Source organism: Terrabacter sp. Soil810 (genome assembly GCF_001429645.1).
In the GTDB taxonomy this organism is placed as follows: Bacteria; Actinomycetota; Actinomycetes; order Actinomycetales; family Dermatophilaceae; genus Terrabacter.
In genome coordinates, this window is record NZ_LMSW01000016.1 from 1 (window position 1) to 21849 (window position 21849).

Annotated in this window: 15 protein-coding genes and 1 pseudogene; 5 read left to right on the forward strand and 11 right to left on the reverse strand. The window is 62.5% G+C overall.

Going from position 1 to position 21849, the window contains the following annotated elements:
• Together ASG96_RS23685 and ASG96_RS22890 are read left to right on the forward strand one after the other, a co-directional pair.
• Positions 1 to 462: hypothetical protein (locus ASG96_RS23685; protein ID WP_057589261.1), on the forward strand; the 462-nt coding region annotated here is incomplete at its 5' end.
• A gap of 605 nt (positions 463 to 1067) precedes the next feature.
• Entirely contained in the window at positions 1068 to 4415 is a 3348-nt protein-coding gene (locus tag ASG96_RS22890; RefSeq protein ID WP_235509251.1) for a hypothetical protein, read from the forward strand.
• 193 nt (positions 4416 to 4608) lie between these two features.
• Here ASG96_RS22890 and ASG96_RS24505 read toward each other — a convergent pair whose 3' ends face one another.
• From ASG96_RS24505 to ASG96_RS24380, 4 genes are all read right to left on the reverse strand, one after another.
• A complete protein-coding gene (locus tag ASG96_RS24505; protein WP_082591934.1) occupies positions 4609 to 4980 on the reverse strand; it encodes a transposase in 372 nt (123 codons plus the stop codon).
• Positions 4884 to 5870, reverse strand: coding sequence for an IS481 family transposase (locus ASG96_RS20855; protein ID WP_057589263.1), 987 nt, complete (start codon positions 5868 to 5870; stop codon positions 4884 to 4886). Before ASG96_RS20855 ends, ASG96_RS24505 begins: the two co-directional genes overlap by 97 nt.
• Before the next feature lie 263 nt (positions 5871 to 6133).
• Positions 6134 to 6709, reverse strand: coding sequence for a transposase (locus tag ASG96_RS24745; RefSeq protein WP_082591935.1), 576 nt, complete (start codon positions 6707 to 6709; stop codon positions 6134 to 6136).
• On the reverse strand, positions 6691 to 6837 hold the full coding sequence (locus tag ASG96_RS24380; protein WP_235509252.1) for a hypothetical protein: 147 nt from the start codon (positions 6835 to 6837) through the stop codon (positions 6691 to 6693). Before ASG96_RS24380 ends, ASG96_RS24745 begins: the two co-directional genes overlap by 19 nt.
• Positions 6838 to 7947: 1110 nt before the next feature.
• Here ASG96_RS24380 and ASG96_RS23455 point away from each other — a divergent pair.
• Positions 7948 to 10992 carry a hypothetical protein gene (locus ASG96_RS23455; protein WP_157611096.1) on the forward strand — a complete coding sequence of 1015 codons (3045 nt, stop codon included), beginning with the start codon at positions 7948 to 7950 and terminating at the stop codon, positions 10990 to 10992.
• Positions 10993 to 11087: 95 nt separating this feature from the next.
• Here the strand turns inward: ASG96_RS23455 and ASG96_RS23690 are convergent, their stop codons facing one another.
• From ASG96_RS23690 to ASG96_RS20880, 3 genes are all read right to left on the reverse strand, one after another.
• A complete protein-coding gene (locus tag ASG96_RS23690; RefSeq protein ID WP_057589266.1) occupies positions 11088 to 11273 on the reverse strand; it encodes a hypothetical protein in 186 nt (61 codons plus the stop codon).
• 13 nt (positions 11274 to 11286) lie between these two features.
• Positions 11287 to 11724: a transposase gene (locus tag ASG96_RS24750; protein WP_369813656.1), complete on the reverse strand. Its 438-nt coding sequence runs from the start codon at positions 11722 to 11724 to the stop codon at positions 11287 to 11289.
• A 315-nt stretch (positions 11725 to 12039) separates the two neighbouring features.
• The gene (locus ASG96_RS20880; RefSeq protein ID WP_057589268.1) at positions 12040 to 12882 is read right to left on the reverse strand and encodes a caspase family protein; all 843 of its coding nucleotides are present in this window, start codon (positions 12880 to 12882) and stop codon (positions 12040 to 12042) included.
• A 332-nt stretch (positions 12883 to 13214) separates the two neighbouring features.
• Here ASG96_RS20880 and ASG96_RS22905 point away from each other — a divergent pair, with 332 nt between their 5' ends.
• Entirely contained in the window at positions 13215 to 13418 is a 204-nt protein-coding gene (locus tag ASG96_RS22905) for an excisionase family DNA-binding protein (RefSeq protein WP_082591937.1), read from the forward strand.
• Between the two features lie 243 nt (positions 13419 to 13661).
• On the opposite strand, the pseudogene ASG96_RS24385 reads toward ASG96_RS22905, so the two are convergent.
• Positions 13662 to 14291, reverse strand: a pseudogene (locus ASG96_RS24385) (helix-turn-helix domain-containing protein); the annotation flags it as partial.
• Positions 14292 to 14759: 468 nt separating this feature from the next.
• Here ASG96_RS24385 and ASG96_RS22915 point away from each other — a divergent pair.
• Positions 14760 to 15848 carry a site-specific DNA-methyltransferase gene (locus ASG96_RS22915; protein WP_235509253.1) on the forward strand — a complete coding sequence of 363 codons (1089 nt, stop codon included), beginning with the start codon at positions 14760 to 14762 and terminating at the stop codon, positions 15846 to 15848.
• On the opposite strand, the gene ASG96_RS22920 is transcribed toward ASG96_RS22915, so the two are convergent.
• From ASG96_RS22920 to mobF, 3 genes are all read right to left on the reverse strand, one after another.
• Positions 15825 to 17027, reverse strand: a complete 1203-nt coding sequence (locus ASG96_RS22920) for a hypothetical protein (RefSeq protein WP_082591939.1) — start codon at positions 17025 to 17027, stop codon at positions 15825 to 15827. The two genes, ASG96_RS22915 and ASG96_RS22920, sit on opposite strands and share 24 nt — an antisense overlap.
• Complete coding sequence (locus ASG96_RS22925; protein ID WP_235509254.1) at positions 17024 to 18601, reverse strand: AAA family ATPase; 1578 nt, start codon at positions 18599 to 18601, stop codon at positions 17024 to 17026. Before ASG96_RS22925 ends, ASG96_RS22920 begins: the two co-directional genes overlap by 4 nt.
• 262 nt (positions 18602 to 18863) lie before the next feature.
• Positions 18864 to 21821, reverse strand: a complete 2958-nt coding sequence (gene mobF / locus ASG96_RS20905; protein WP_235509276.1) for a MobF family relaxase — start codon at positions 21819 to 21821, stop codon at positions 18864 to 18866.
• Between the last annotated feature and the right edge of the window lie 28 nt (positions 21822 to 21849).

Below are 21849 nucleotides of genomic sequence, written 5' to 3' on the forward strand. Positions count from 1 at the left end.
GCGTTCAACAAGGACAAGGAAGGCCGAGACTGGGGCGTGCCGGTCCTCTACATGCGAGCCGCGAACGGGCAACTCTTCGAAGGCGCCGCAGACAAGAGCGCCCGTGACCGGGCCCGCGAGAGCGCCGAAGCCGACGTCAACGTCCGCGTCAACAATGTACAGACCGGCGGCGTCGTGACGGGCGCCGAGGTCAGCCGCATGCTCAGCGGACGGCTCGCCGTCAACGTGACGGTCACCGGCACCGTCCTCGGAGAAGTCGTCGGCATGAAGGTAGACCGGCTCCACGGTGGATCGGCCAACGTCCGTGCCGAAGCTGAGACCGTCGGACCCGGCGGGAGCCTCACCGGGCTACGCGTGGGCAGCCTGAGTGCGGCCCTTCGCGATCTTTACGGCGAGACCGATGACCCTGCCGATGCCATCGATGCTCAGACCAGGCACGTCGGACGACCCGCGGAAGACTAGGAAAGCGGTGCTAGCGGGCTGAGGCCGGAACTGCCGCCCGACCATGAATTCTCAAAGGGGGATGTGAAGTTTCGACTCGAGATACCAAGCGACAGCCATCGACCAATTGCCTCGAGACCGCGCGACCATCGTTTGCACCCGACAGCATCCATTCGCGATACCAAACCGGGACAGGTAGCAGCGCACCGAGAGGAGTGCCGGAGCCGACTATCATACAATCGTGATACCGATCAATTCTTGTAAGTTTGACTTGAAGAAGGTGGTGACGGACCGGAATGCCCAGCCCGGCGAATATATTCGAACCGAATCGAGAGTTTGTAGGAAGAGGCTGGCTCATTGAAAAGATACAAGAATGGCTGAAGACTGAATCACAGATATACAGACTCGTCGGACCCCCCGGCTCTGGTAAGAGCGCCATAGCATGGCAGCTAGTCGCTCGAGACACCCTCAGACAAGGAGAGGAATCCGCCGTCCTGTATCACTTCTGCAAAGCGAACGACGATACCACATTACTCCCACAACGCATTGTGGCGTCGCTTAGTCGCCAATTAGCGGCGCAATCACCGNCAGATGTGCACACCGGAGCAGTCTCTGGTAATGCGGAGGTGACCGCAGTACTTATTCAGCAGCTGTCCCTCGGCGCAATCGACCCTCATGACTCGTTCGATCGGGCCCTTAGATATCCGATCGAGCATCTGTATAGCTCCGGACAATTGGGTGAAATCGTGATTGTGCTAGATGGCCTCGATGAGATCTTGGCACTTCCAACAGGTGACCAAATAGTCAACTGGATATCTACGTTCACTCTGGGCAAGCCTCCTACAGGCTGTCGCTTCATACTAACTTACAGAAACGATCAACGACTCATCCGTAGACTAGGCAGCGGGGACGTCGACCTCGTCCACGACGACGCCACCCAGGGTCGCGACATCGAAATGTACAGCGAATCATTTCTCCCAGACTCACTGACCTCGACGCAGAAGAAGGACTTGGCCAAGGCGATATCCAGCGCAGCGAAAGGAATCTTCCTGTACGCGTACTACGTCGTCCAAGAGCTTGGTGCCATGACCGAAGAATCCTTGAGGCACCATCTCGAGTCCTGGAAGCTTCCTGCCGACTTGCAGTCATTGTACGCTGACTTTTTGACCCGAGAACTCGGCCGTTCAGACGAAGCATGGGAAGACGACTTTCGGCCCATCCTCGCGGCCCTCTCCTTAGCACACGCGCCCGGACTAACTGCCGAGGAGATTGCACTCAGTGCTCGAATCACCCCGTCCAAGGTGGACGATCGGTTGAAGCGTTGCAGCCAGTACCTCGTCCTCACGAACGAGAGATGGTCGATTTGGCATCTGTCCTTCTCGGAGTTTCTGCTTTCGCCGGGGTATTATTACGTGTACCCAAGCGAGGCGCAAGCACGGCTGGCCGAGGCGTTCATTGGGATTGCCGAATCGACCGATCTTTCCAGCTCCCGATGCTGGTATGCCCTACGCTGGGGTTTGGCGCACGCCATCAGCAGCAAAGACGCGGATCTTTTGGCGCGGGCGAGTGCCATTGGGTCGACCTGGAATTACATCGTCTCCAAGCTAAGAATTTCAGCGTTCGTGGACTTGCTAAACGAACTCGAGGCGTTGTCGTGCGATTCTGAGCTTGCTCGCTGTTCGATCGTAGCCGAACTACTGCTCAGCGAGGGTTCGTCGCTGCAGATGGGCATGGATGGCGCGCTAGGCGACGTATTCATACTTCAGCAGATTAGAAACGTCGCCGCGCGCACCGGCAACAATGACCTGGTTGCTGAATTGGATGCGCTCCTTGCCCGAAGTGGCAAGCCGTATCTGCGCTGGAATTGGAGCTATGCGACCCCAGTGCGGCCTCTGCGTGTGTCGCCATCCTTCGGCGCCACTCTAGATGTGCGGGCAGTCCCTGATCCGTCGGCAAATCGGGTATGGGTGGCGGCTGGAAGAGCCTTGTCGTCCTGGAGTCTGGAGGAGCGCGAATACGGCCTCCGCACTTTCATCGAGGAACCTGATGGAGTTGCGGCCATTGCGGTGTCTCCTGACGGCAGGTTCGTAGCGACGGGGTCTGGTGACGTCTTTCTTGTGGACGCAACGACTGGCGACGTCCTGATTCACATCCAAGAAGCTAACACCGGCTATCTACCCGCCGCCTTGGCGTTCGTCGGCAATGATTCAATCTGTGTCGGTTTGGCCAACGGGAACATCGCAAAGTACGGTCTCGCGGCTTCCTTACAGTTGCCACTTGAGGCAAGCATCGGACTAGGCCCTGTAGTCTGCATGGAATGGAATCAGCCAAGCGGCGTGCTTGTAGCTGGAACGAAGAAGGGGCACGTGGTGTTACTGGACAGTCAATTGACGCCGATGAAGACTAAGAAGAAACATAAGAAGTATGTCTCGTCGGTGGCCGTCGCGAGGAACGCGCCCATCGCCATCAGCGGGTCGTTCGATGAAACGGTAAAGGTGTGGAGCCTTCTTTCTGGGGAATGTACGGGAACGCTGCGCGGGCACACGGCATGCGTGGGCGTCGTATCCGTTACAGCGGACGGCCGTTATGGGGTCAGCGCCACAGGCAACGGAAGGGTCGCCGTCAAAAGGGGAAAGGAGAGCGACGGGACGATTAGGATTTGGGACTTGGGGTCAATGGAGTGCGTCGCCACCATAGACGTGGCGCATCATCCTATCTACGAAATGTGGTTATCCGACCAAACGTCCAGCTGCTTCATTGCTCAGGGTGGGATCGTCCGCGAGTTCGATATTCCGTCTGGGCGCGAGCTCTCCACGCTGCTCCCCTCGTCTCCGGCAAGTTCGGTGGCTGCCTGCGGCGATGGGTCTCTAATTGCCGTGGGATGTCAAGATGGTCGTATTCGGTCCTGGCGTCTTGACGCGGTACGCGGTTCGAACACACTTGCTGTGGACAGAGCCGCGAAAGAAGTTCGCCTGTCGTCAGATGGTGGGTTGATGCTCATAACGTGCAATGACCGTAAGGTGCTGATTGAGTGCGAGTCTGGCGCAGAGGTCGGTGAACTCGCTTTGAATGCTGTTGCTTCGCCTTCCCTTCGCCGGGCCGCCAGGGCCCTGAAGATTCCCAACGAGATCGGTGGCGTTCTGATCGAGGTGTGGGATCCCACGGAGCCAGGCGCGTCGAAGCAGGTCCACTTGGGGGCGATAGCCGGCAAGCAGTTGTGGGGAATATCGTCAGATGGCGTGCGTCTCTTGGTTGAGTCCGATGATGCCCTCTTGATTCTGGAACTGGACGATCTCAATATTCGCAACAGGCTTAGCCAAGTTCCCGAGTTGGGAACGGTTCGAGTTACGGATGAGCTAGATAGTGTCCTCGTCGTTCCAGAGGACCGAAGTCTGCAGGCGCTTTGGTGTCCGGGGCGTCATATGGTGCTCTACCTGGGAGACACGAAATGTAGTTTTTCTAGAGATGGGCGCTGGCTCTGCCAAACTACTCAGCTTGGTGCGCGCGTCTACGACCTATCCGATGAGCCTACTGTTTCCTGGGAAGTGGGAGAGGACGCAACGGGAATGATGCCTAGCGTCACCATTGGACGAACAGGTCAGGTGTTGGGCGTGTTCCAGTGGGCCAACTTCTTTGTCGTGCGGGCCGATGACCGTGAGAATAGCTACGCTTTGGGTGCAGATACGTGGCGTGGCGGTATGAGCTCTTCTACAGTTGGGGATGAGCCCAAAGCACAATTCTTGGGACCCATAGTCGACGCCGAGTGGGTCGACAGCGATGACACCATTGTCGCAGTGCTGCATGACGATGGACTCATGGCGTTGTGGTCGGTGAATTCGTCGAAGTCGTGCTTTGCCTGGGCTGACGGAGGCAGCATGGTTACAACATGGTTGAAGGGGAATGAAATGGGTGTTGTAGTGCTTTCGGGATCTGGAGAGGTGAGCCACCTTACTCTACTTGGGTATGACGGATAAGGGTGGTGGGCAGGCTTCGAATATGTCTTGCTCGGCCAGGTGCCGAGCGTCGAGGTGGTCGGTCTTCGTGTGCTGTCGCCTGCCCTTCAACCCGGTTGTCACCGAGCGTGATGGCGTGACGGATTCCCGCGTGGTGCTGCGGTGCGGGTCTCCCGGGACTGCTCTCGTGGGCAGTGGGGTGAGGTCGACCCGGTCAGGTCGGCGCCGGGATCGCAGCGATCCGATCGCACGTGGACGCGATGTGTTCGGCCCAGGGCGACGTCTGTGGGATCCGCAGCCGTCCTCGTCGCCCGCCGCGAGTGATCCGGGCGGGCACGTGCAGGACCCGGTCGCGCAACGCCTTGGGCTCGCACGAGCGGAGCGTGTCGGGCAGGGCGAGCCGCCGTAGCCAGGCGATCAGGTCGGCCACGATGCTGGTGAGCATCGTCCAGGCTTGGTTGATCGCGAACTCCCGTGACGGAAACCGTCCTAGGTGTTCTGCCCGGACAGGTTGGGCACCCGTTGGGCTGGTGACTTGCCTTCGAGGGCGGTGTGGCCGCGGTGGTGATTGTAGTAATGGAGCCATTCGGGGTAGGCGGCTGCGCGGTCGGTTTCACAGAAGTACTCGGTGCCGCGCCACACCCAGTCTTCCCAGTGCCGCGCCCGATCCAAGTCTTCACAGACCTTGCCGTTGGTCTGGGGCCGGTAGGGCCGGGTGCGTCGATGTTTGATCCGTGTCCCGAGGGTTGTGCCCCACAGCTGGGACCGGTAGGCGTTGCCGTTGTCGGTCAGCACGGCCTTGACGGTGATGCCGCAGCCGGCGAAGTAGGCCTCGGCGCGCAGCCAGAACGCGGCGGCGGTCTCCTGCTTCTCGTCAGTGAGGATCTCGGAGTAGGCAAGGCGTGAGTGGTCATCGACCGCGTGGTGCAAGAAGGCGTATCCGGCTGGCTTACGGGTCTTGTTCTGACGCCCGGCCGGGTGGCCGCGGAACCTCCAGCCTCCTCCGTCGGGGATGCGGCCGAGCTTCTTGACATCGACATGAACTAGGTCACCCGGGGCGGGATGCTCATAGCGGCGTTTGTCCGCCAGAGAGGTCTTGATCCGTAGCCCGGTGGCTGGGTCTGTCCACTTCAGGCGCGGGCACCCGTAGCGTTGGAGGACCTTGTGGACGGTGGAGGGGTTCAGGCCGAGGTGATAGGCGATGCGGGCTGGCCCCCATCGCCTGGTCACCCGCAGGTTCACGATGCGCCGCTCGGTGCGCTGTGGGAGTCGGGCCGGGCAGTGCTGTGGCCGAGATGACCGGTCGATCATGCCGGCCGCGCCGAGCTCCCGGTAGCGGCCGGCCCACCTGCGGGCGGTGCCGAGCCCGACCGAGAACCGCTCCGCCGCCCGGGCATAGGTCCAGCCCTGGTCGACGATCAGCTTCGCCAGACGCAGCCGGCCGGTGGGAGTCAGAGTCGCGTTAGCGTGGACCACGAAGACCTCCGGTCAGTGAGATGCGAATGCTTGGTCGCTTCACACCTCACCCGGAGGTCTTCGTCATCGTCCAGCCAACTCGCCGTGCCTAACGTCCGTGGTCAGAACACCTAGGCTGGAGTCCTTCGCGTGCCGGATCCGGTCCTCGACCCGGGCGTGGGCCCGGTACCGGGCCGAGGAACGCTAGCTGCCCGCCGGTCGGGTTGGTCGCGAGGCCACCTGGTCGGGTCGAGCATCCCGGTGAGCTCGATGACGTGCCGCCCTCACGGACGTCGCCGTCGGCGTCGATCGCGGCCTGCCATGCGTTCTTCGGCACGTGCGTGATCGCCTCGCGGACCGCCGCGGTGATGGCGAACCCGACCGATTACTCCACATGGGCACCGCGTTTGGCGTCCTGCAGGGTGAGCCAGTCGAGCAGCCCCGGGGGAGGCGCCGGCGCCGTCCTCGCGGACCAATACCCTACGCCGGTGCGCCGCCGGGACCTGCCTGATCGCCGCGGTGAGGACCTCGATGTGGTCTGTCGAAGTGTTCGACCCGGCGTTGCCGGGGCGCAGCACCGCGGCGAGCATCTCCCTCGTGTTGTCGCACCAGACCCCGAGCGGGTGGTAGCCGAAGCCGCCCTTGAACGTCGCCCCAGCCGCGTCTTTCTCGCTGTGCGCGGTGACCAGCGTCGCGTCCACGTCGAGCACGATGACATCGCCCAGGTCGGTGCCGGCGACCCTCGAGGCGGGGACCCCGCCCGCGGCGTCGAGCCGGGACCCACATGCCGGCGGACCCGCGCCCGGGCCTGTTCGATCCGGCGCCGCGCGGCCGGGGTCAGCTAGTCCAGCGACCGCCACACCGTCGGCGCCGACGCGACCGGCCCCAGCACCCCGGCTTGGTGGCGCAGCACGTCGATGGCGGCGATGGCTTCACCGCCGTCAGCCAGCAGCACCCGCGACATCGACCAGCACCCGCCCGCGGTCATGGACCGGAGGAACGAGGCCCGCGCCGTCGCCTCGACAACGTTTCGGTCAGCCCCACCCGGTGCGCCAACAGGCGCGTGGCGACAGTCCCCGCGTGGGCCATCACCCATGACGCGTCAGCCGTGACAGACAACCCGGACGACCACGTCGTATGCATTACCTGCGAAGTGCCTTCCGTAACGAAGAGCTGACCCTAGACAAGTCCAGTATCCCGTAACGCGACAGGCACTTCGCGCGTCCAAGCCCCGTTTCAGATCAGACACGCGAACGATCCCGGCTAGCTAGTGGGCCGGCAGCCATCACATTGCAGGTGGGGTCCTCAACCTTTCGTTTCCGACGACAACCCGCGCAGAGATCACCGCTGTCCGAGGTTCTCCGTCCAATACTTCTGCCGCCACCACGAGCGAGTCGCCGACCAACCAGCTATCATCGTCTCAATAGGCAACGTAGGGGGTCCTCGCCCCGCGGGCTGTTCGCCGGTTCTTCGCAAGGTTGTGGTCGATGACCAGCTGCTGGCGACCTTGGTCACTCCTCGGCCGCGCCGCGCTACCCTCTTCCTGCACCTGCGGCCACTCTCGACTCGTGTCCAACCCCACGAATCGTCAGGCCACAGGCCCGTTCGTGGGCTCAGGCAGAAACTGTGTCAACGACGTCACCACGCGCATTTTGCGCGAGCCGGTTCACCTCAGGTCTGCGTCTCTCTAGGGTCTTGAGCCCGAGCCCGGTGCGGGGAACGACGTCCAGAACCGCCCCGGGGGGAGCGTGAGCGCCTCCGTCGTGGAAGCGGCATCGACCACCGTCGGCGCTGCGCTTGCCAATCCACCCTCAGGGGTGTTCCATGTAACTACCGGCTTGGCTGAATGAGTGGGCGACCACGCAGAGTTCGACTTAAAGATGATTCGGTTAATGTGGGCACAAGGTTCCTACCCTAGTGATTCAAGGCATTCGCAATGCGCGCACTCAATGTTCCTCGCCCTATAGCTGATCGTGCCCAACGCTTCGTTGGGCGGCGTTCCACGTTGAATAGGGTCGTTTCCTGGTTAGAGGGCCCCCCTGACGGTCACCGCTTTCTTGTGCTGGTGGGCGGACCTGGTTCAGGTAAGTCAGCGCTCATGGCCTGGCTGGCCGGTGCTGGTTCTGAGCCCGTCAACCCGGTTGACGTCGCTCTCCGTCATCGGGTTATCGATGCTCTGGATGCAGTTCACTTCTGTATGGCCGCGAGTGGAGGCGCGTCCGCCTCTCAAAGTCCCTATGAATTCGGTCGAAACTTGGCAAGACAGTTCGCGGCGTCAAATGCCGATTATGCCCGGCTACTTCTTGAGGCGCTTGACGTGAAGATATCGGGGGATGTAAGGGCGGGCGTCAACTACGGCGAGATGGTCGGAGTCAAAATCGAGAATATAAGTATCGGGGACCCTGTTTCTCTATACTATAAGGCCTGCGTGCCGCTCCGATCGATCTGTGAAGCTGACCCAAAGCGCCAATTCGTGATTCTCGTCGACGCTCTCGATGAGGCCGAGTTGGCGCCCTCAGTATCAACAATCGGGCAACTGGTCGCTGATAGCGTTGAGTTTCCCGCAGGCGTGCGGTTCCTAGTGAGTTCCCGGCCAGTTGAGCAGGTACTGGCTCGCTTTTCTCCCGATGCCGTATGGGATATCGTCAACGATGCACCCAAAGATGGGGGCGACGTCGCCGACTACATCCTCGTGAGGGCTCGAATGGAGGGCATCAGGTCCGATCACCCCGTTATTGATAAGATAATTCAATCCAGCTTTGGGAATTTTCTTTATGCCAAAACAGTACTCGATTTCTGGTTGCCTCGGGCTTCAGAACTGAATTCTCCGACAGATCTTCCCTTGCCTCACGAGCTAGACGGCATCTACGCCGCGTTCTTGCAGCGCGAGTACCAGGGTTCGCCCAGATGGGGGGACAAAGTCAGACCCCTCTTGGGCGCCTTGGGAGTCGCGCAGGAGCCTTTGGTCAGCCCGCAACTGCAATTCATTCTTGAAGAAAGCTCGAACATACTTCAGGACTCACTTAGGCGGTGCCAGCCCTATCTTGACGGACAACGTCCTAGGGGACCGTTCGACCTCTACCACCATAGTTTTCGAGAGTTTCTTTTCAACGGCGCGAAGAACATTAACTATTCCGTCGACCCGCACGAAGCACATGCCCTCACCGCGCAACGTTACGCCAATACTTATCGCGGCAATTGGGATGCATGCGACGACGACTACGGGCTGCGCTATTCAGCGACACATCTCGCCCATGCCGCCACGTCCGGCAACTCCTACCTCAGGGATCAATACGTCGACGAGTTACTCTCGCTCCTTGCGGATCACACTTTTGAAGATGCTCACCAAGCCCGCCTCAACGACCCCGTGGCACTTAAGGGCGACTTCGAAATGGCGGTACAGCGTGCTTGCGAAGGCCAGGGTGATCAGGCCCTCCGCCGGTTGCTGGACGCGGTTGCCCAGGCAGAACGGTTCCAGGCCGCCCAGTTCGATCCAGCAAAAGCTTTCACTCTCGCCGAGCAAGGGGACGTAGCCGCCGCCGAACGCCACATTGTCTGGTTCTGCCTCGAACGTCGATGGGACCAATTGGCGAGGCTGCTCATCAGCTGGTTGGCCCTAAGCGTCGCGCCATGGGAAGGCAGAGCGTTACTGATGCGCGTGACTGCCGAGGACGTCGACGACCCTCTGATCTCGGATGTTCGCCAAATGGTGGAGCACGAAATTGGGCTTTCCCCAAGGCCCCCTGTGCCAAGGCTTCCGCCAGTGTCGGAACATACGGTCCAAGAGATCCTTAGCCGTATGGCTGGAACGGGCGGACACGAGGAAGTACTTCTCTCTGAGGTTGAGAACCCGTCCTATTTAGCCAACTTTGCCAGGGGAATCGTTATCGGAAGGGAAGGAATGGAGCACGATGGCTCCGCTTATCTTGGCGCCGTTGACGGGCCTTATCTTGTTGCCTTTGCCGCTTTCGACAATAATGGCAGCCGGTACCTAGACGAGTATCTAGCTCTACAATCGCGCAACAGCTACGCGTTCTATCGCTCACGATCGCTATGGGCACTCATACCCAGCATTATGGCTCACCCCGACACAGCCTGGGTTCGCCACTTTATGCGCCGGCTTGTGGAGTCCGCTCTGGCACCGAGTCCCGTCAATTTCGACGAGCAAGTTCCAATCGCTGCGGCGGCGCTGGATCTTGCGGGCGGTAGCACTGACGACGCCGAGCCATGGAATGCGTTCGCGGCTCGCGCCGAGAGTTTAGCAGAATCCCTTCTTGCGGATCAGCCTTCTCGCCACGAAATGGCTCAAGGCGCCGGTGATCGGTGGGCGCGCCACAAGAGGCGCATGTGCGCGCTTGCGGAGACGGTTGCACTGCTGTTTAGGGACCCCGACCGGGCGGGGTCCATGGTCGATCTCGCGCTCGCATTGCCCCCAGCCTTTGCCGGGTTCGAGTCGCCTGCCTGCCTCACTCTAGCGGAGACCGCGCACATCGTGCGTCCCGGTGACCGTGCCAGCACGCGTGCTGCGATCGAACTGGCTGGCGTATCGGCTCACTGCTGTCAGGATCCGGCCTTCTGCGCTAGGACGACCGCCCGCTTCAACGCGCTAGCGCTGCGTTGGTGGCAGACAGACGCCATGGTCGTTCAGGAGCTCGATATTGCAAGTCTGGTTCATCAATTCAGAAAGGAGCCGCAGGCTCCGGAGTTCACCGCTATCCACGTTGTCGGCGAACGGTACAAAGGTCGCCAGCCACCACCGTTTCATTTGCCTTTCCATGAGTGGGCGCTCGAGGCATCGACCTTGCGGGACATCGCACGGCTCTACGAGCGTCCCCTCGACGGCCTTCTCCGCGTCAACCGCCAGCTCGAGGTCGGACCTGACGAGGATCTCCCCGCAGACACACGTGTCAATGTGCCCGACGATGACCTCGTTCGCCTTCTTGCGACGTTCCTGAGCGCCCGCGTGCTAACTCATCCGGGACTGCTTCGGGTCGAACGTGCGAAACTCATCCAGTTGCTTATTCCGACTTCCCTGACTGATCGCACCGCAACCCAGACGCTGATCGCACGTCGACTGCTGGTGTCGCGGCCCCAATCCGCCTCCGTCCGCAGTGGCTTAAACTACACCCTGCCATCGATATGAGCCTCTAGCCGGGATCGTTCGCGTGTCGTGATCTCAAACGGGGCTTGGACGCGCGAAGTGCCTGTCGCGTAACGGGATACTGGACTTGTCTAGGGTCAGCTCTTCGTTTCGGAAGGCACTTCGCAGGTGAAGCATACGACGTGGTCGTCCGGGTTGTCTGTCACGGCTGCGGCCTGCGCGTAGAACTTCCAGAGCCGGTGGTTGATCGGCTCGCGGTCCGCGGTCGTCGGCAGTGAGAGTAGGGCATGGAGCTGTTCCTTGACGATGTAGGCGTGCAGCACCGCCAGGCCGGGCTCACCGGCGTCGATCAGGGCGTTCCGTGTGAACGACGCGCTGGTGTGCCGCTCGTAGCCGAGGAGCAGGCGCCGGCGCGCTCTCGGGGTCCTTCTTCCGGCCTCGGCGGCCGCGGACCTCACGGGTGGCGTGTTGGCGTACCTCGGTGAGCATCTGGTTGCTCAGGGCAGCGAGGTGGAACTTGTCGGCGACGACGACCGCGTGCGGAAGCGCGTCACGCACCGCCTTCGCGCACGAGGCGGACAGGTCGATGCTCACATACGTGACCCCGGCGCGCCACGAATCGGGCTGGGTCGCCAGCCAGTCTGTCACGCTCTTGGCGGTCCGTCCGTCGATGTGCGCGAGCAGCCCGGCGGTGCCGGCCGCGTCGACGATGGCGGTGTGCCACCGGTCGTGCTTGACCCGCCACTGCCCGCTGGCCGGGTCCTGTGCCCAGATCGGCTTGCCGCGGCGGGNTCGCGTGCACCGCGACCTGCGGCTGATCCTGCTCGAGGGTCGGGGTGACGTGAGCGATGAACGCGTCGTGCGCGACCGGCCACGACACCTGGTGCGCCCGCGCGGCGGAGGTGACGCGGGCGTAGCCGTCCGCGACGCGGCACCGACCTGCTCGTGGAGCCGGGTGGTCAACCGGCACCGGGCCGGCACCTGCGGCAGCGACTCGGATAGACCACGAGTTGATTGATCCGTTCGGCACCGATATTGGTCCCAGCGGACTGTGTGCCCGAGCCGACTAGCGGGATGCTGATCACACTTCTAGCCGATCGTGAAGGGCTTCTGCCGTTCAAACCCGGGGTTGTCAGCCCCGACGCGCAAGTAGTTGGGCTGCTGCTTTGCCGGCATGCGGGTCTGGATCGCCTCGTGGAACTCCGCGTACCCGCCGCCCCACGCCCCCTCGTCCCAGACCTCCCGCAAATTCTCGGTGAACAGCCCGTTGCTGAAACCGTCCAGCGAGAGTTGGTCGTCGCGACAGCCGGAAATCAACAGCACTGTGGCGGCAGGGTCGGCCCGCTCTGCCCCGCCAACGCGCTGCTGGATCGCGTCGTACAGATCGGCGTGGGCGCGGTAAGTCGAGATGATCACGTCCCTGGGCATAGCCCGGTATCGGGGCGACTCGCCGGCCGCCTTCTCCCTGGTCGAGACGAGGTCGGGAACGTCGGCCTCGATGCCCTTGGTGACCGTCCCGCTGTGGCAACTGTCAGACAGCACGCAGATACGCACCCCGGGCGTGAACTTGCTCCACAGTTCGTATAGTTCGTCGTCAACGATCTGGCGGTCGTAGGCCACCCAGGTCTCGTCAGATTGGTCCTCCTCGCCCTCCCCGTTACGGTCCGGCACCTGGCCGCCATGCCCGGAGTACGTGCAGAGGAAAAGGTCACCCGCGTCGAGCTCCCCGGCGGTCGCCTCGATGGCCGAGAGCACGGCCCCGGACGTCGCCTCCTTGGTTAGCAGCGACCGCGACTCGAACCCTTGACTTGCGGCGATCGCACGCATGTCGTTCGCGTCAAACTCACACGCCGCGAGCGCGCCGTCCCAGCCCTGGTAGTGCGCGGGGTCGACCCGGTTCAAACCGATGTGCAGCGAAATACCTCGTGCCATGACGTGCCACCTTGCTTTGAGGTCTTTGCTCGTTTGGAGCCAATTACAAATATACGGCGGCCGCCGTACGCGGCCGGGATCCGCACCGCCCTCCCAACCGCCCGGGTCGCGGTCCACAAGTGGGTCTGTCACCCTCGCCAACCTGGCGGTCACGCAGGTGAGGCAGCGGATCACCCGTCAGCTGCACGGCCGGCGCGGGCTCGGCACTGACAAGGTGTGGGCCTCTCGGCAGCGGCTGCTGACCGGGCTCGAGCACCTCTCAGCCCAGGCAGCGGGCCCGGTTCAACGCGGGCCCCGCCGCGGAGGACCCGACCATGAGGTCGGCGCCACGCATGCCGTCAAGGAACGCCTCCGCATGCTGCTGGCCGAGTCCAAGCCGGACCACTGCGAGGTTTCCGCGGCGCCTCATCGCGGAGAGGCGCATCCGGTTCGTGCGCGTGGGCCGGCACGTCCGGATCCCGGAGTCCGAGCTCCAGGGGTTCATCGATGAGGGCACGGTGGAGCGGCTGCGTCTCTACCCTGCGGGTTCGGGCTGATGGTCCGTCGGCGGTCCGGGTACGTTCGCAAGCTCCCGTCGGGCCGCTTCCAGGCCAGCTACAAGACGCCCGACGGGCAGCGTCACAACGCGCCCGAGACGTACCGGACCGAGGCGGACGCGGGGCGGTTCCTGGACCGGATGCAGCAGGAGGTCGAGCGAGGCACTGGCAGCCGGACGTGCGACTCGGGCGACGGACTCTGCGCGAGTGCTGCGACGCATACCTCGAGGAGAACCCCCGCGTGAAGGCCTCGAACTCCTCGGTCAGCCGGGGCCTGCCAGCCCGCCAGGACCCGACCGCCGACTCGTTGTCCCACACCAGCTGCCGCGGCACCGCGCGCAGGCGCTCGCTCAACAACAGCCAGTGCCCCGCGACCAAGTCCGGCGCCGCACGGGAGGCGACCATCACCGCGAACAGCATCCGCGAGTGGCCCGCAGCCATCACCAGCACCGGCGGCCGCCCGACCTGCCCGAACCCGAGCGGGATGTCGACCGGCAGGAACCACAAGTCGCACTGCACCCGCTCCCCAGCGACATACGCGGTGCGGCTGGCCGGGTCCGGCGGCAGGAACAACGGCCACAGCTCACGCACCCGGTCCTTGAGCACCGTCAACGACCGCTGCCAGCCGACCCGCTGCGCGATCACCGTGGCCGGCATCGTCGGACACGAGCGCAACAGCTCGATGATCGCCGGCTCCACCGCATCCACGCACGAGCCCTTCCCCGGCCGCTCGTACCGGGGCGGGCTGTCCTTGGCCAACGCCCGCCGCACCGCGTTCCGGGAGATCCGCAACCGACGCGCGATCGCCTTGATCGGCATCTGCTCGGCCCGATGCAACCGGCGAATCTCTGCCCAGTCCTCCACGCTGATCACCCTCCACAGGCTCACGGAGAGGGGTCCGTTTTCACCCGTCGATCAGGGGTCAGTTTTCACCCGACGCCGACATCGCTCAACTCCGGTCATGGGTGGTACCGCTGCGGTACTCCGCTGCTGTACCCCGCGCTGGACGCATCGCCAGAGTGCCCAGCATCTCGTGGCTGACCCCGCGGCACGAGGGTGACTCGTCGTGCATGGTGAACGGCCAACGTGCTGGGGCCGTCACCGCCTGGTGGTGGACTACGAGGCAACGGTGGAGTGGAGGGTGAGGCGACACGCGGCCCGTGGCGCTTGGTCATGCGCCGGTGATGAGAGAATCAACCCCGATTGATTGGAGAGTGAGCGATGTCGTACCAACCTGCGGACGTCAAGCCGTACACCCCGGTGGCGTCGCTTGCTGCGCCATCCCGGAGGCGACTCGATCACGCTCGATATCCCGTCGGGGTGGTGGCGCCAGTGGTGGGAATGGCGACCTCCTTCGTCAAGCGGGTTCTTGGACCGGTGCAGTTGCTGTCAGAGGCCCATGTCCGCGTCCTACTGGAGCAGGACGCCTTCGCGGAGACCTTCGTGCCTCGAAGCAAGGTGCTCGAGTATCTCGATCGAGTGACACTCGATGCGCCCCCCGAACCGTTGATCACACCCTCCGGCTACGTCGTTGGAAGTGCACTGGATCTGCTTCCCCGACTGTCACCAATGTCGATTCAGACAGTCGTGACCTCCACGCCGTACTGGGCGATGCGGATCTACGACGACATGATTCCGTCCCGGTGGGCTGACGGCGAGTTTTGTGCGTACGGCATGGAACAAACTCCTGAAGGCTTCATCCGGCACTCGGTGGAGATGCTTCACAACCTGCGGCCCGCGATGAGGGAAACGGGATCGGTCTGGTGGAATCTGGGGGACACTTACTCAACTAGGACGCAGATTAGAAGCAATGCAGCGGAAGCTCTCCGGGCCATGCAGGGTAAGGATTCAAAGGGCTGGCGCGACCATGCCTGCCGACGATACTCGGCTGGCCATTCTTACCTGAAAGATGGCGAGCAGAGCCTCATACCGTCGCGTATAGCTGAGCGCGCGTCCCGCATTGGCTACTATGTAAAGTCAATGATTGCCTGGGTGAAGACCGCCTCGCTGCCCGAGCCTCAGCAGTCTCGGGTGAGCCGAAACATTGAGACGATTATGCATTTAAGTCTCCAGAGGACACCCGAATTCCATCGCGATATTTATCATGAACTGGCCCCAGAGTTAGGCGGACGGACCAGCTGGGAGACGGGAAAACTTTCCGACTCGTGGATCCTGCCAACAAGTTCGGGCCGGGGTGGACACGGCGCGCAGTTCCCCCTCGCCTTGCCGGGGAGGTGCATTGCGCTGTCTTCATCGCCTGGCGACATGGTTCTGGACCCGTTCATGGGCAGCGGTACAACCGCTCTAGCAGCCGAGGCGCTCAACCGAAAATGGTTGGGGTTCGACGTTTCCGAAACGTATGCGGCTTACGCTGAGGGCCGGCTCAATCAGCAGGCTCTTCTGTCCTCAATTCAAGAAGTCGACAACTGAATCGAGTTCCCCTAGTATTTCCTCCACGCGTCGGAGGTTAGCGATAGGCAGCGGAATCTCGACAACCTGCGCATTGCCTCGGACCACAACATGGGACTGATGTGCGGCCTCCCTGTCAGTCGCGCATAGCAGGAATCCGCTGTCCAGGCCGTAATGGCCGATGTAGGTCATCATTTGGTAGTAGTCGCTGGCCGTTGGGGTCTTGTGCTTGACGTCACCGAGCGCCAGGAGTCGAATACCTCGCTTGAGCACGAGGTCGGGCTCAAGTTCCACTGCACCGTCAGTGAAGAGGCGCTCTCGGTGAGGTCTTTCTTTCTCGACAGATATGCCGAGATGATTATATTTCTCGGCCAACTTGAATCTAACCCACTCTTCAAAAAGTGCGTCACTATTTACCAGAAAGCCCTTTGCTTTGACGTTTGGCTCGCCCCTCATCGATATCCCGCTCAAGCCTAAGGCGATTAGAGCGATGCGTAGAGCGGGTTCATAGTAGCCTCGGGAGCCTTGGTAACCTCTCCCCACGAGTCCGCTGCGGACGTGCCGGAGATCTTGCATTAGCGTGCGTGTCAACCACCCATGGCGCTGCCATCGAATGAGGAGCTGTCGTTGTTCGCTTGGGAGGGAGCCAGCGGAAGGTTCTCGAAGTAGTTGTTCCGCTGCGCAGCTGAGGATGCGGTGCTCCGGTGTCCGGAGGGTCCGCCGGAGATTGGTGCCGACAAACGGCTCGCGTTTTTGTAAGAGAATGCGGTGGGCAGTGCGCTTGAGATCCACTCTTGTCGGCTTTGCCGCTCCACTAGCCGGCACGCTTGACCACGCGAAGGCTAAACCGCGAGACTGAACCTGGCTCAGGCTCAGAATGAACTGATTAAGAATGTACTGCCGGGGAGTCTCCTCGAGATCGCTGCCATAGAGCGCGTCTCCCATAGCCTTGTCATCGATGCCCTCGACCGTGAAGAGCATCCGAAGGAAGTTCACATCTCCGAACTTGGAGTGGAGATGTAAGGTATGGCCGTTTGTGAGACCAACGGTCCCGACCCAGCCGTCGACCTCGATGCCAACCTCACCGCCGCGACGAACAACGGTGCGAACGCGGCTTGCTAGCTCCTGGGGCAGCCAGTGTGGGTCGAAGTCGCCCAGCCAGGTGGTTGCCCTTTCTCGGGCGTGCCATACCCGAGTCATGGCAAGAGTCGGACGACACACTCGTCGAACAGTGTGTCAATCTCGTTCAGGGTTGTCGGCTGGTATGCCGCAAAGTGGTTCGCTAGGAGCGGCCTGATTGCGGTCATATAGTAAAGCGGCATATCGGATGAAGCCGTCAAACCCGCAAAGTATCCGTGCCCGAGGGGATAGTGAGCCTGCAATCTTTGAAAGAAGGTGAGGAGGCCTAGGCCGAGTTGGGTCGAGGTGTTAATGCCTCCGGCCGTCAGAATGCCTGTTAAGGCTTCGATGCGCGGCGGGAAATCGATAGCTCGGAGGCGGCCAAACAGGGCGTCATCAAGGTCTTCGGTCGACTTATCCACGTTATTAATCGTAAAAAAGAAGACGGTCTCCTCTGGCACCCATATGTCAGATCCGTCAGGCAGGGTGATGGAATTTTCTTGTCCGCGATATTCTTCTTCGATCAAAGAGAATACCTCGCCCATTGCCTGAGACAGGCGAGTGCGATTCGCTTCTTCGAGGACTATGTAAGGAGTTTTCGCTCGTAGGGCCGTAAGAAGTTCGCCCTCAACCCAAGCATACGACCCGTTTGAGATCTCTTGTCCGATGACGAGGTTGTCGTATGTCCATCCGTCGTGGATTTGGATGTAGGCGACGTCTTGCTTGCCGATAATCTCTCTAACCGCGCGTGTCTTGCCGGTGCGCGGCGGTCCGGTAAGCAGTATTGCCTTTTGTCCTTCCGCCAGGAGTGCCTTAAGTTGAGCGGACGGCTCTAGGGAGAGCCAGGTAGGGCCTGAGCTCAAGGTTTGGGTCAGCGCTACTCTCTGCCGATTTAGCTCGGCCGTGTCATACGTCTCGGTGGATGTCCACAGGTTCCCGTCGTCGCCAGCGTCAGAGCACGTCTGATAGATGTCGTCATCCGAGAGTGGCGTAGCCTGAGTGTTGAGCTGGATGGGGTCGCCTTGTGTAAGGACACACGTTGCTTCCGCAGGAGTGATACCAAGCGAGTGCCTCATGTCCTCGAGCAGCCACGCGGTGGCATCTACGTCATCAGGAATCGCAGAACGCCGGCCATACCAGATGCTCCACGCCAGTTCAGGAAGGCTGACCCGCTTGCCATCAGCAGACGCGAATCCGTCCGCGTCGACGCCCAGCCCGATCGGATACGTACGTTGAGGGGTGATCTCTAACTTTTGGTCATCCTCGCGCTGTCTGATGTCTAGGAACGCGGGGTGGACGGTCCCTGACCCGTCAAGAAACTGCTTCAGGTTGGTCTGCACCACCGCCCGCGACATGTCAGATTTCCGCCAAAGGAAGCGTTTGGTGTGCGCAAAGGGGAAGAAGAGGTCGCCGTCGGGATGTCCGCATCCGAAGAGCCGTGTTACCGCATCCAATGAGTTGGTTGTGTCAACGATGACGGGTGTTGGGCCCCCTAGGCCCATCTGCTTCAGGACCAGCCAAATAGGGAACATGGGTCCAGCCGTGCCGGCAAGTTTCCTGATGGCCGTGCGCAAGGTTGCTTGGTCTACGTAGCGCGTCACGATCTGCGGTGCTCCAGACTGGTTCAAGTTCACATGTGGACTGGCGGAGCCCACGTGTGCTCGTGACTCGGCTCAGGGTTGACTAGATGCTAGGGGCTGCGAGGCGCATGCGCCGAGTTCCTGTGAGCGCATGTCCATGCGGGCCCCGAGGACGGCGCGACAGCGCCGCCCGCAGGGAGCCCCGGCCCGAAGCGCCGCCTTGATTCTTAGGAGGGCAACCCAGCAAATTCCATGTCAGGCGAGCCGAGCAGACGTCCAGCTCGTCCAAGCGGAGGGTGATCAATCACCGTTGACCTCAACTGGCGAACCACGCCCATCAAGACACTGGCTCGTTGCCCATCTCGGGCGAGTATTTGGAAGCGGAGAGCAACGGGACGGTACGGCGCCGCTGGGCCACCGCAGCCGCTCCTTCGGCCAGCAGACGCCACTCAGCCTGTGCAGCGTCCTCCTCGGCCTCTCGGGTGGTCGTCGCGGACAGGTCTGCGAAGCTGGTCATGATCACACCCTCAAGCAGTTCAACGGGATCGGCCTCGGTCATGTCATCGTGGCGGGTAGACGCATCAGGATCGAAACGGGTGTCTACATAGAGACGGTTTGACTCGCGGCCCCGGGTGGCCATCACGTAGAGCGGCTCGCGAGCTGTCGCGGCGTTGACATACATGTGCGCCGTGTCCACCGTCCGGCCTTGCGCACGATGTGCGGTGGATGCGTAGCCCAATTCCAGATGCTCGCGAACGTAGCTGGCGGGTAGATGGGCGACGGCTCCCCCGCTCGTCCGCTGGACCCGGGCCGACCCGTCGTCGTCGATTGACTGCACGACCCAGTCGTCGCCGTTCTTGACCCAACCCCGACCGGTCACGAGGGCCCGCTGGTTGTGCCGGGTGACCACAACATCACCCACGCCGATCGTGACGCCGTCCGCGAGTAGGACCCCCGTGGACTCGACCTCGCCCATAGCGACCCGGTGGTCCCTGGCTCGAGCGTTCAGGTCTGCGACGGTCTGGGCATCAGCGGCCATCATCATGGATGTTCGCCCGCTTGTTGCGTCGGCCAGCCAGCCGTCGAAAATGAGGTCGATCATGTCCTCGCGGTTGCCGGACTCGACCCGCCCGCGGTCCATGTATACAGCGGCGACCGACGGTCTGCCAGCACGGAGTTTGAGCGACGCTGCCCTCTCCCAGTCGTGTTGGAACCGGCGTATGTCATGCAGGGCGGGCGCGTCCTGACGCGTGTCAGCGAGCAACTTGAACGCGCCCCCGGCCTGCACCGGCGACAGTTGCGCCCAGTCCCCCACCAGCAGCACCTTCGCGCCAACCCGCGCAGCCGCGGCGGTGATGTAGTCCAGGTCCAAGGTGGAGGCCATGGACGCCTCGTCGACGATCACCAACTGCCTCGGCCGAAGGTTGAACCGGGCGTATGCCGACCGGCGCGAGGCCGCTTGCTTCTCCAGTTCACGGGTGCCTCGGGAGGGGTACGCGCGAGCCAGCCGAGCGGCATACGACTCGATCTCTTTGCGCAGTTCGGGGAGGCGACGATGCTCGGTGATCCACTTGGCGGTGTTCTCTGTAGGGACGCCGACGGCCTCGGCGAGGACCTCCGCTGCCGTGGCAGACGGAGCCAGCCCCATGACAGAGCCGAGTCCATGGGCAGCTTCCCAGGCGGCACGGACGCCGGCCATAGTGGTCGACTTGCCGGTGCCAGCGGCGCCGACGATGAGGTCGAGCCGCCGACCGGAGGTGACGACCGCGAACACCGCGGCGGCCTGCTCCGCCGAAAGCACCCTCAGCCCAGTCTGGAGCGGTTCGGCCAGGTCGGGCTCTGCCGGCATGGGTGCCGTTGGGGCGTCGCTCGCGGCCGCTGCGTCGAGGAGTCGGGCTTCGGCGTCGAGGAGTTGCTTGGTGGAGTAGAGCTCGCTATTGCGGGCGCGGAACTTGCTTGACCCGTCCGTGCGCTGCAGCCCTTCAGGGATCAGCCCGAACTCTGGTGGGGTCAGCCTGACCGACATGCCGGCGGCATATGTCGCAGTCGTCTCGGCCACCGTGATCCGGTCATAGGGAGATGTGAAACGGACACCGTGCAGCTCACGGAGGGTTTCCGCCAGCAAGTTGGCACGGGTGAAGGTGGCGCGCTTGTCGCCGACCTTGGTCAGGACGACGCTCGCGAGGTCGCGCAGCATCCCGTCGTTGAGATCGGCTGCGGCGAGCAGGCGTGGCGGGGTGCGCTTGGTGAGGTTTCCGACCCAGGTGTCAGCGTGGGCGCCCACGAAAGGGCGCGCGCGGTCCTTCCACTCGGTGATCAGCTCCCGCAGGGGTCGGACGTGCTTGTCCTCTCTAGTTTCCAGAGTGGCCTGCTGCCGCATTCTGATGACTTCGCGGGCAGTGGGCTGGCGACCGTGGGATGCGGCGAATGCCGCCACGAGGTCGTCCTTGGCGCTCTCGATCGCGCTCGACCGCTGGGAGAAGTGCTCCCGCAGCTCTAGTGGGACGCCGTGGACCTCCCACTTCGGTTCGGCCGACCGTCGGCGCTGCTCAGGCGTCCAGTCCCACCCCAACTCAGCCGTCAACTCGTCGGCAAGGATCCCGTTGTATAACTCGGACATGCCGACTGCGGCCCGGTAGAGCGCCTTCGAATCAAGCGTGCGCCATGCACCGTCAGTGACGGCTTGGACGCGGTTGAGGACGACGACGTGAGTGTGCAGCTGTGGGTCGCCGGCGCGGGAGTCCCAGTGATCGAAGGCGGTCGCGAGGATGCCTCGGATGTCCTCTTGGACGATGCCTCCCTTGCCCATTCGGGTGGCGAAGACCTGACTTTCGCCGTGTGCGACGACCGCCTCGAGCGCACGCCGGTGGGCGGCATAGATCCGGGACCGAGCGGGGTCGTCGGCAAGCGCCCAGGCGACGGAGACGGACTTCGGCGCAGAGAATGTCAGGTCGAACCCTGCAACGGCCTGAGGAGCTTTTCTGGGTCTGCCAAGGTGGTTGACGCCTCGGGTGCGGGGAGCCGAAGGTGGCTGTCCGAGCTGCTGGCCCGTTACGGGGTCTTGCAGCATGCCCAGCATCCGCCACAGGTGCTCTTCCGTCACGATCGAGCCCTGCTGGATGCCTTGGCCGTTGTTGAGGGCGGCGAGGCCGGCGCCGAGGAAGCGGCCCGGCGGGGTGCCTTTAACGGCGTAGTACGTCTGCAGACCAGTCGCGGGGCCGGATTGGTCCATGCGCGCCACTGACGACATCAGGTAGCGGTAACCGGAGCCCAGCGTCATCCGGCGGATCGACATGGTCACTTCCCGCGAACCCCGCCAAAGG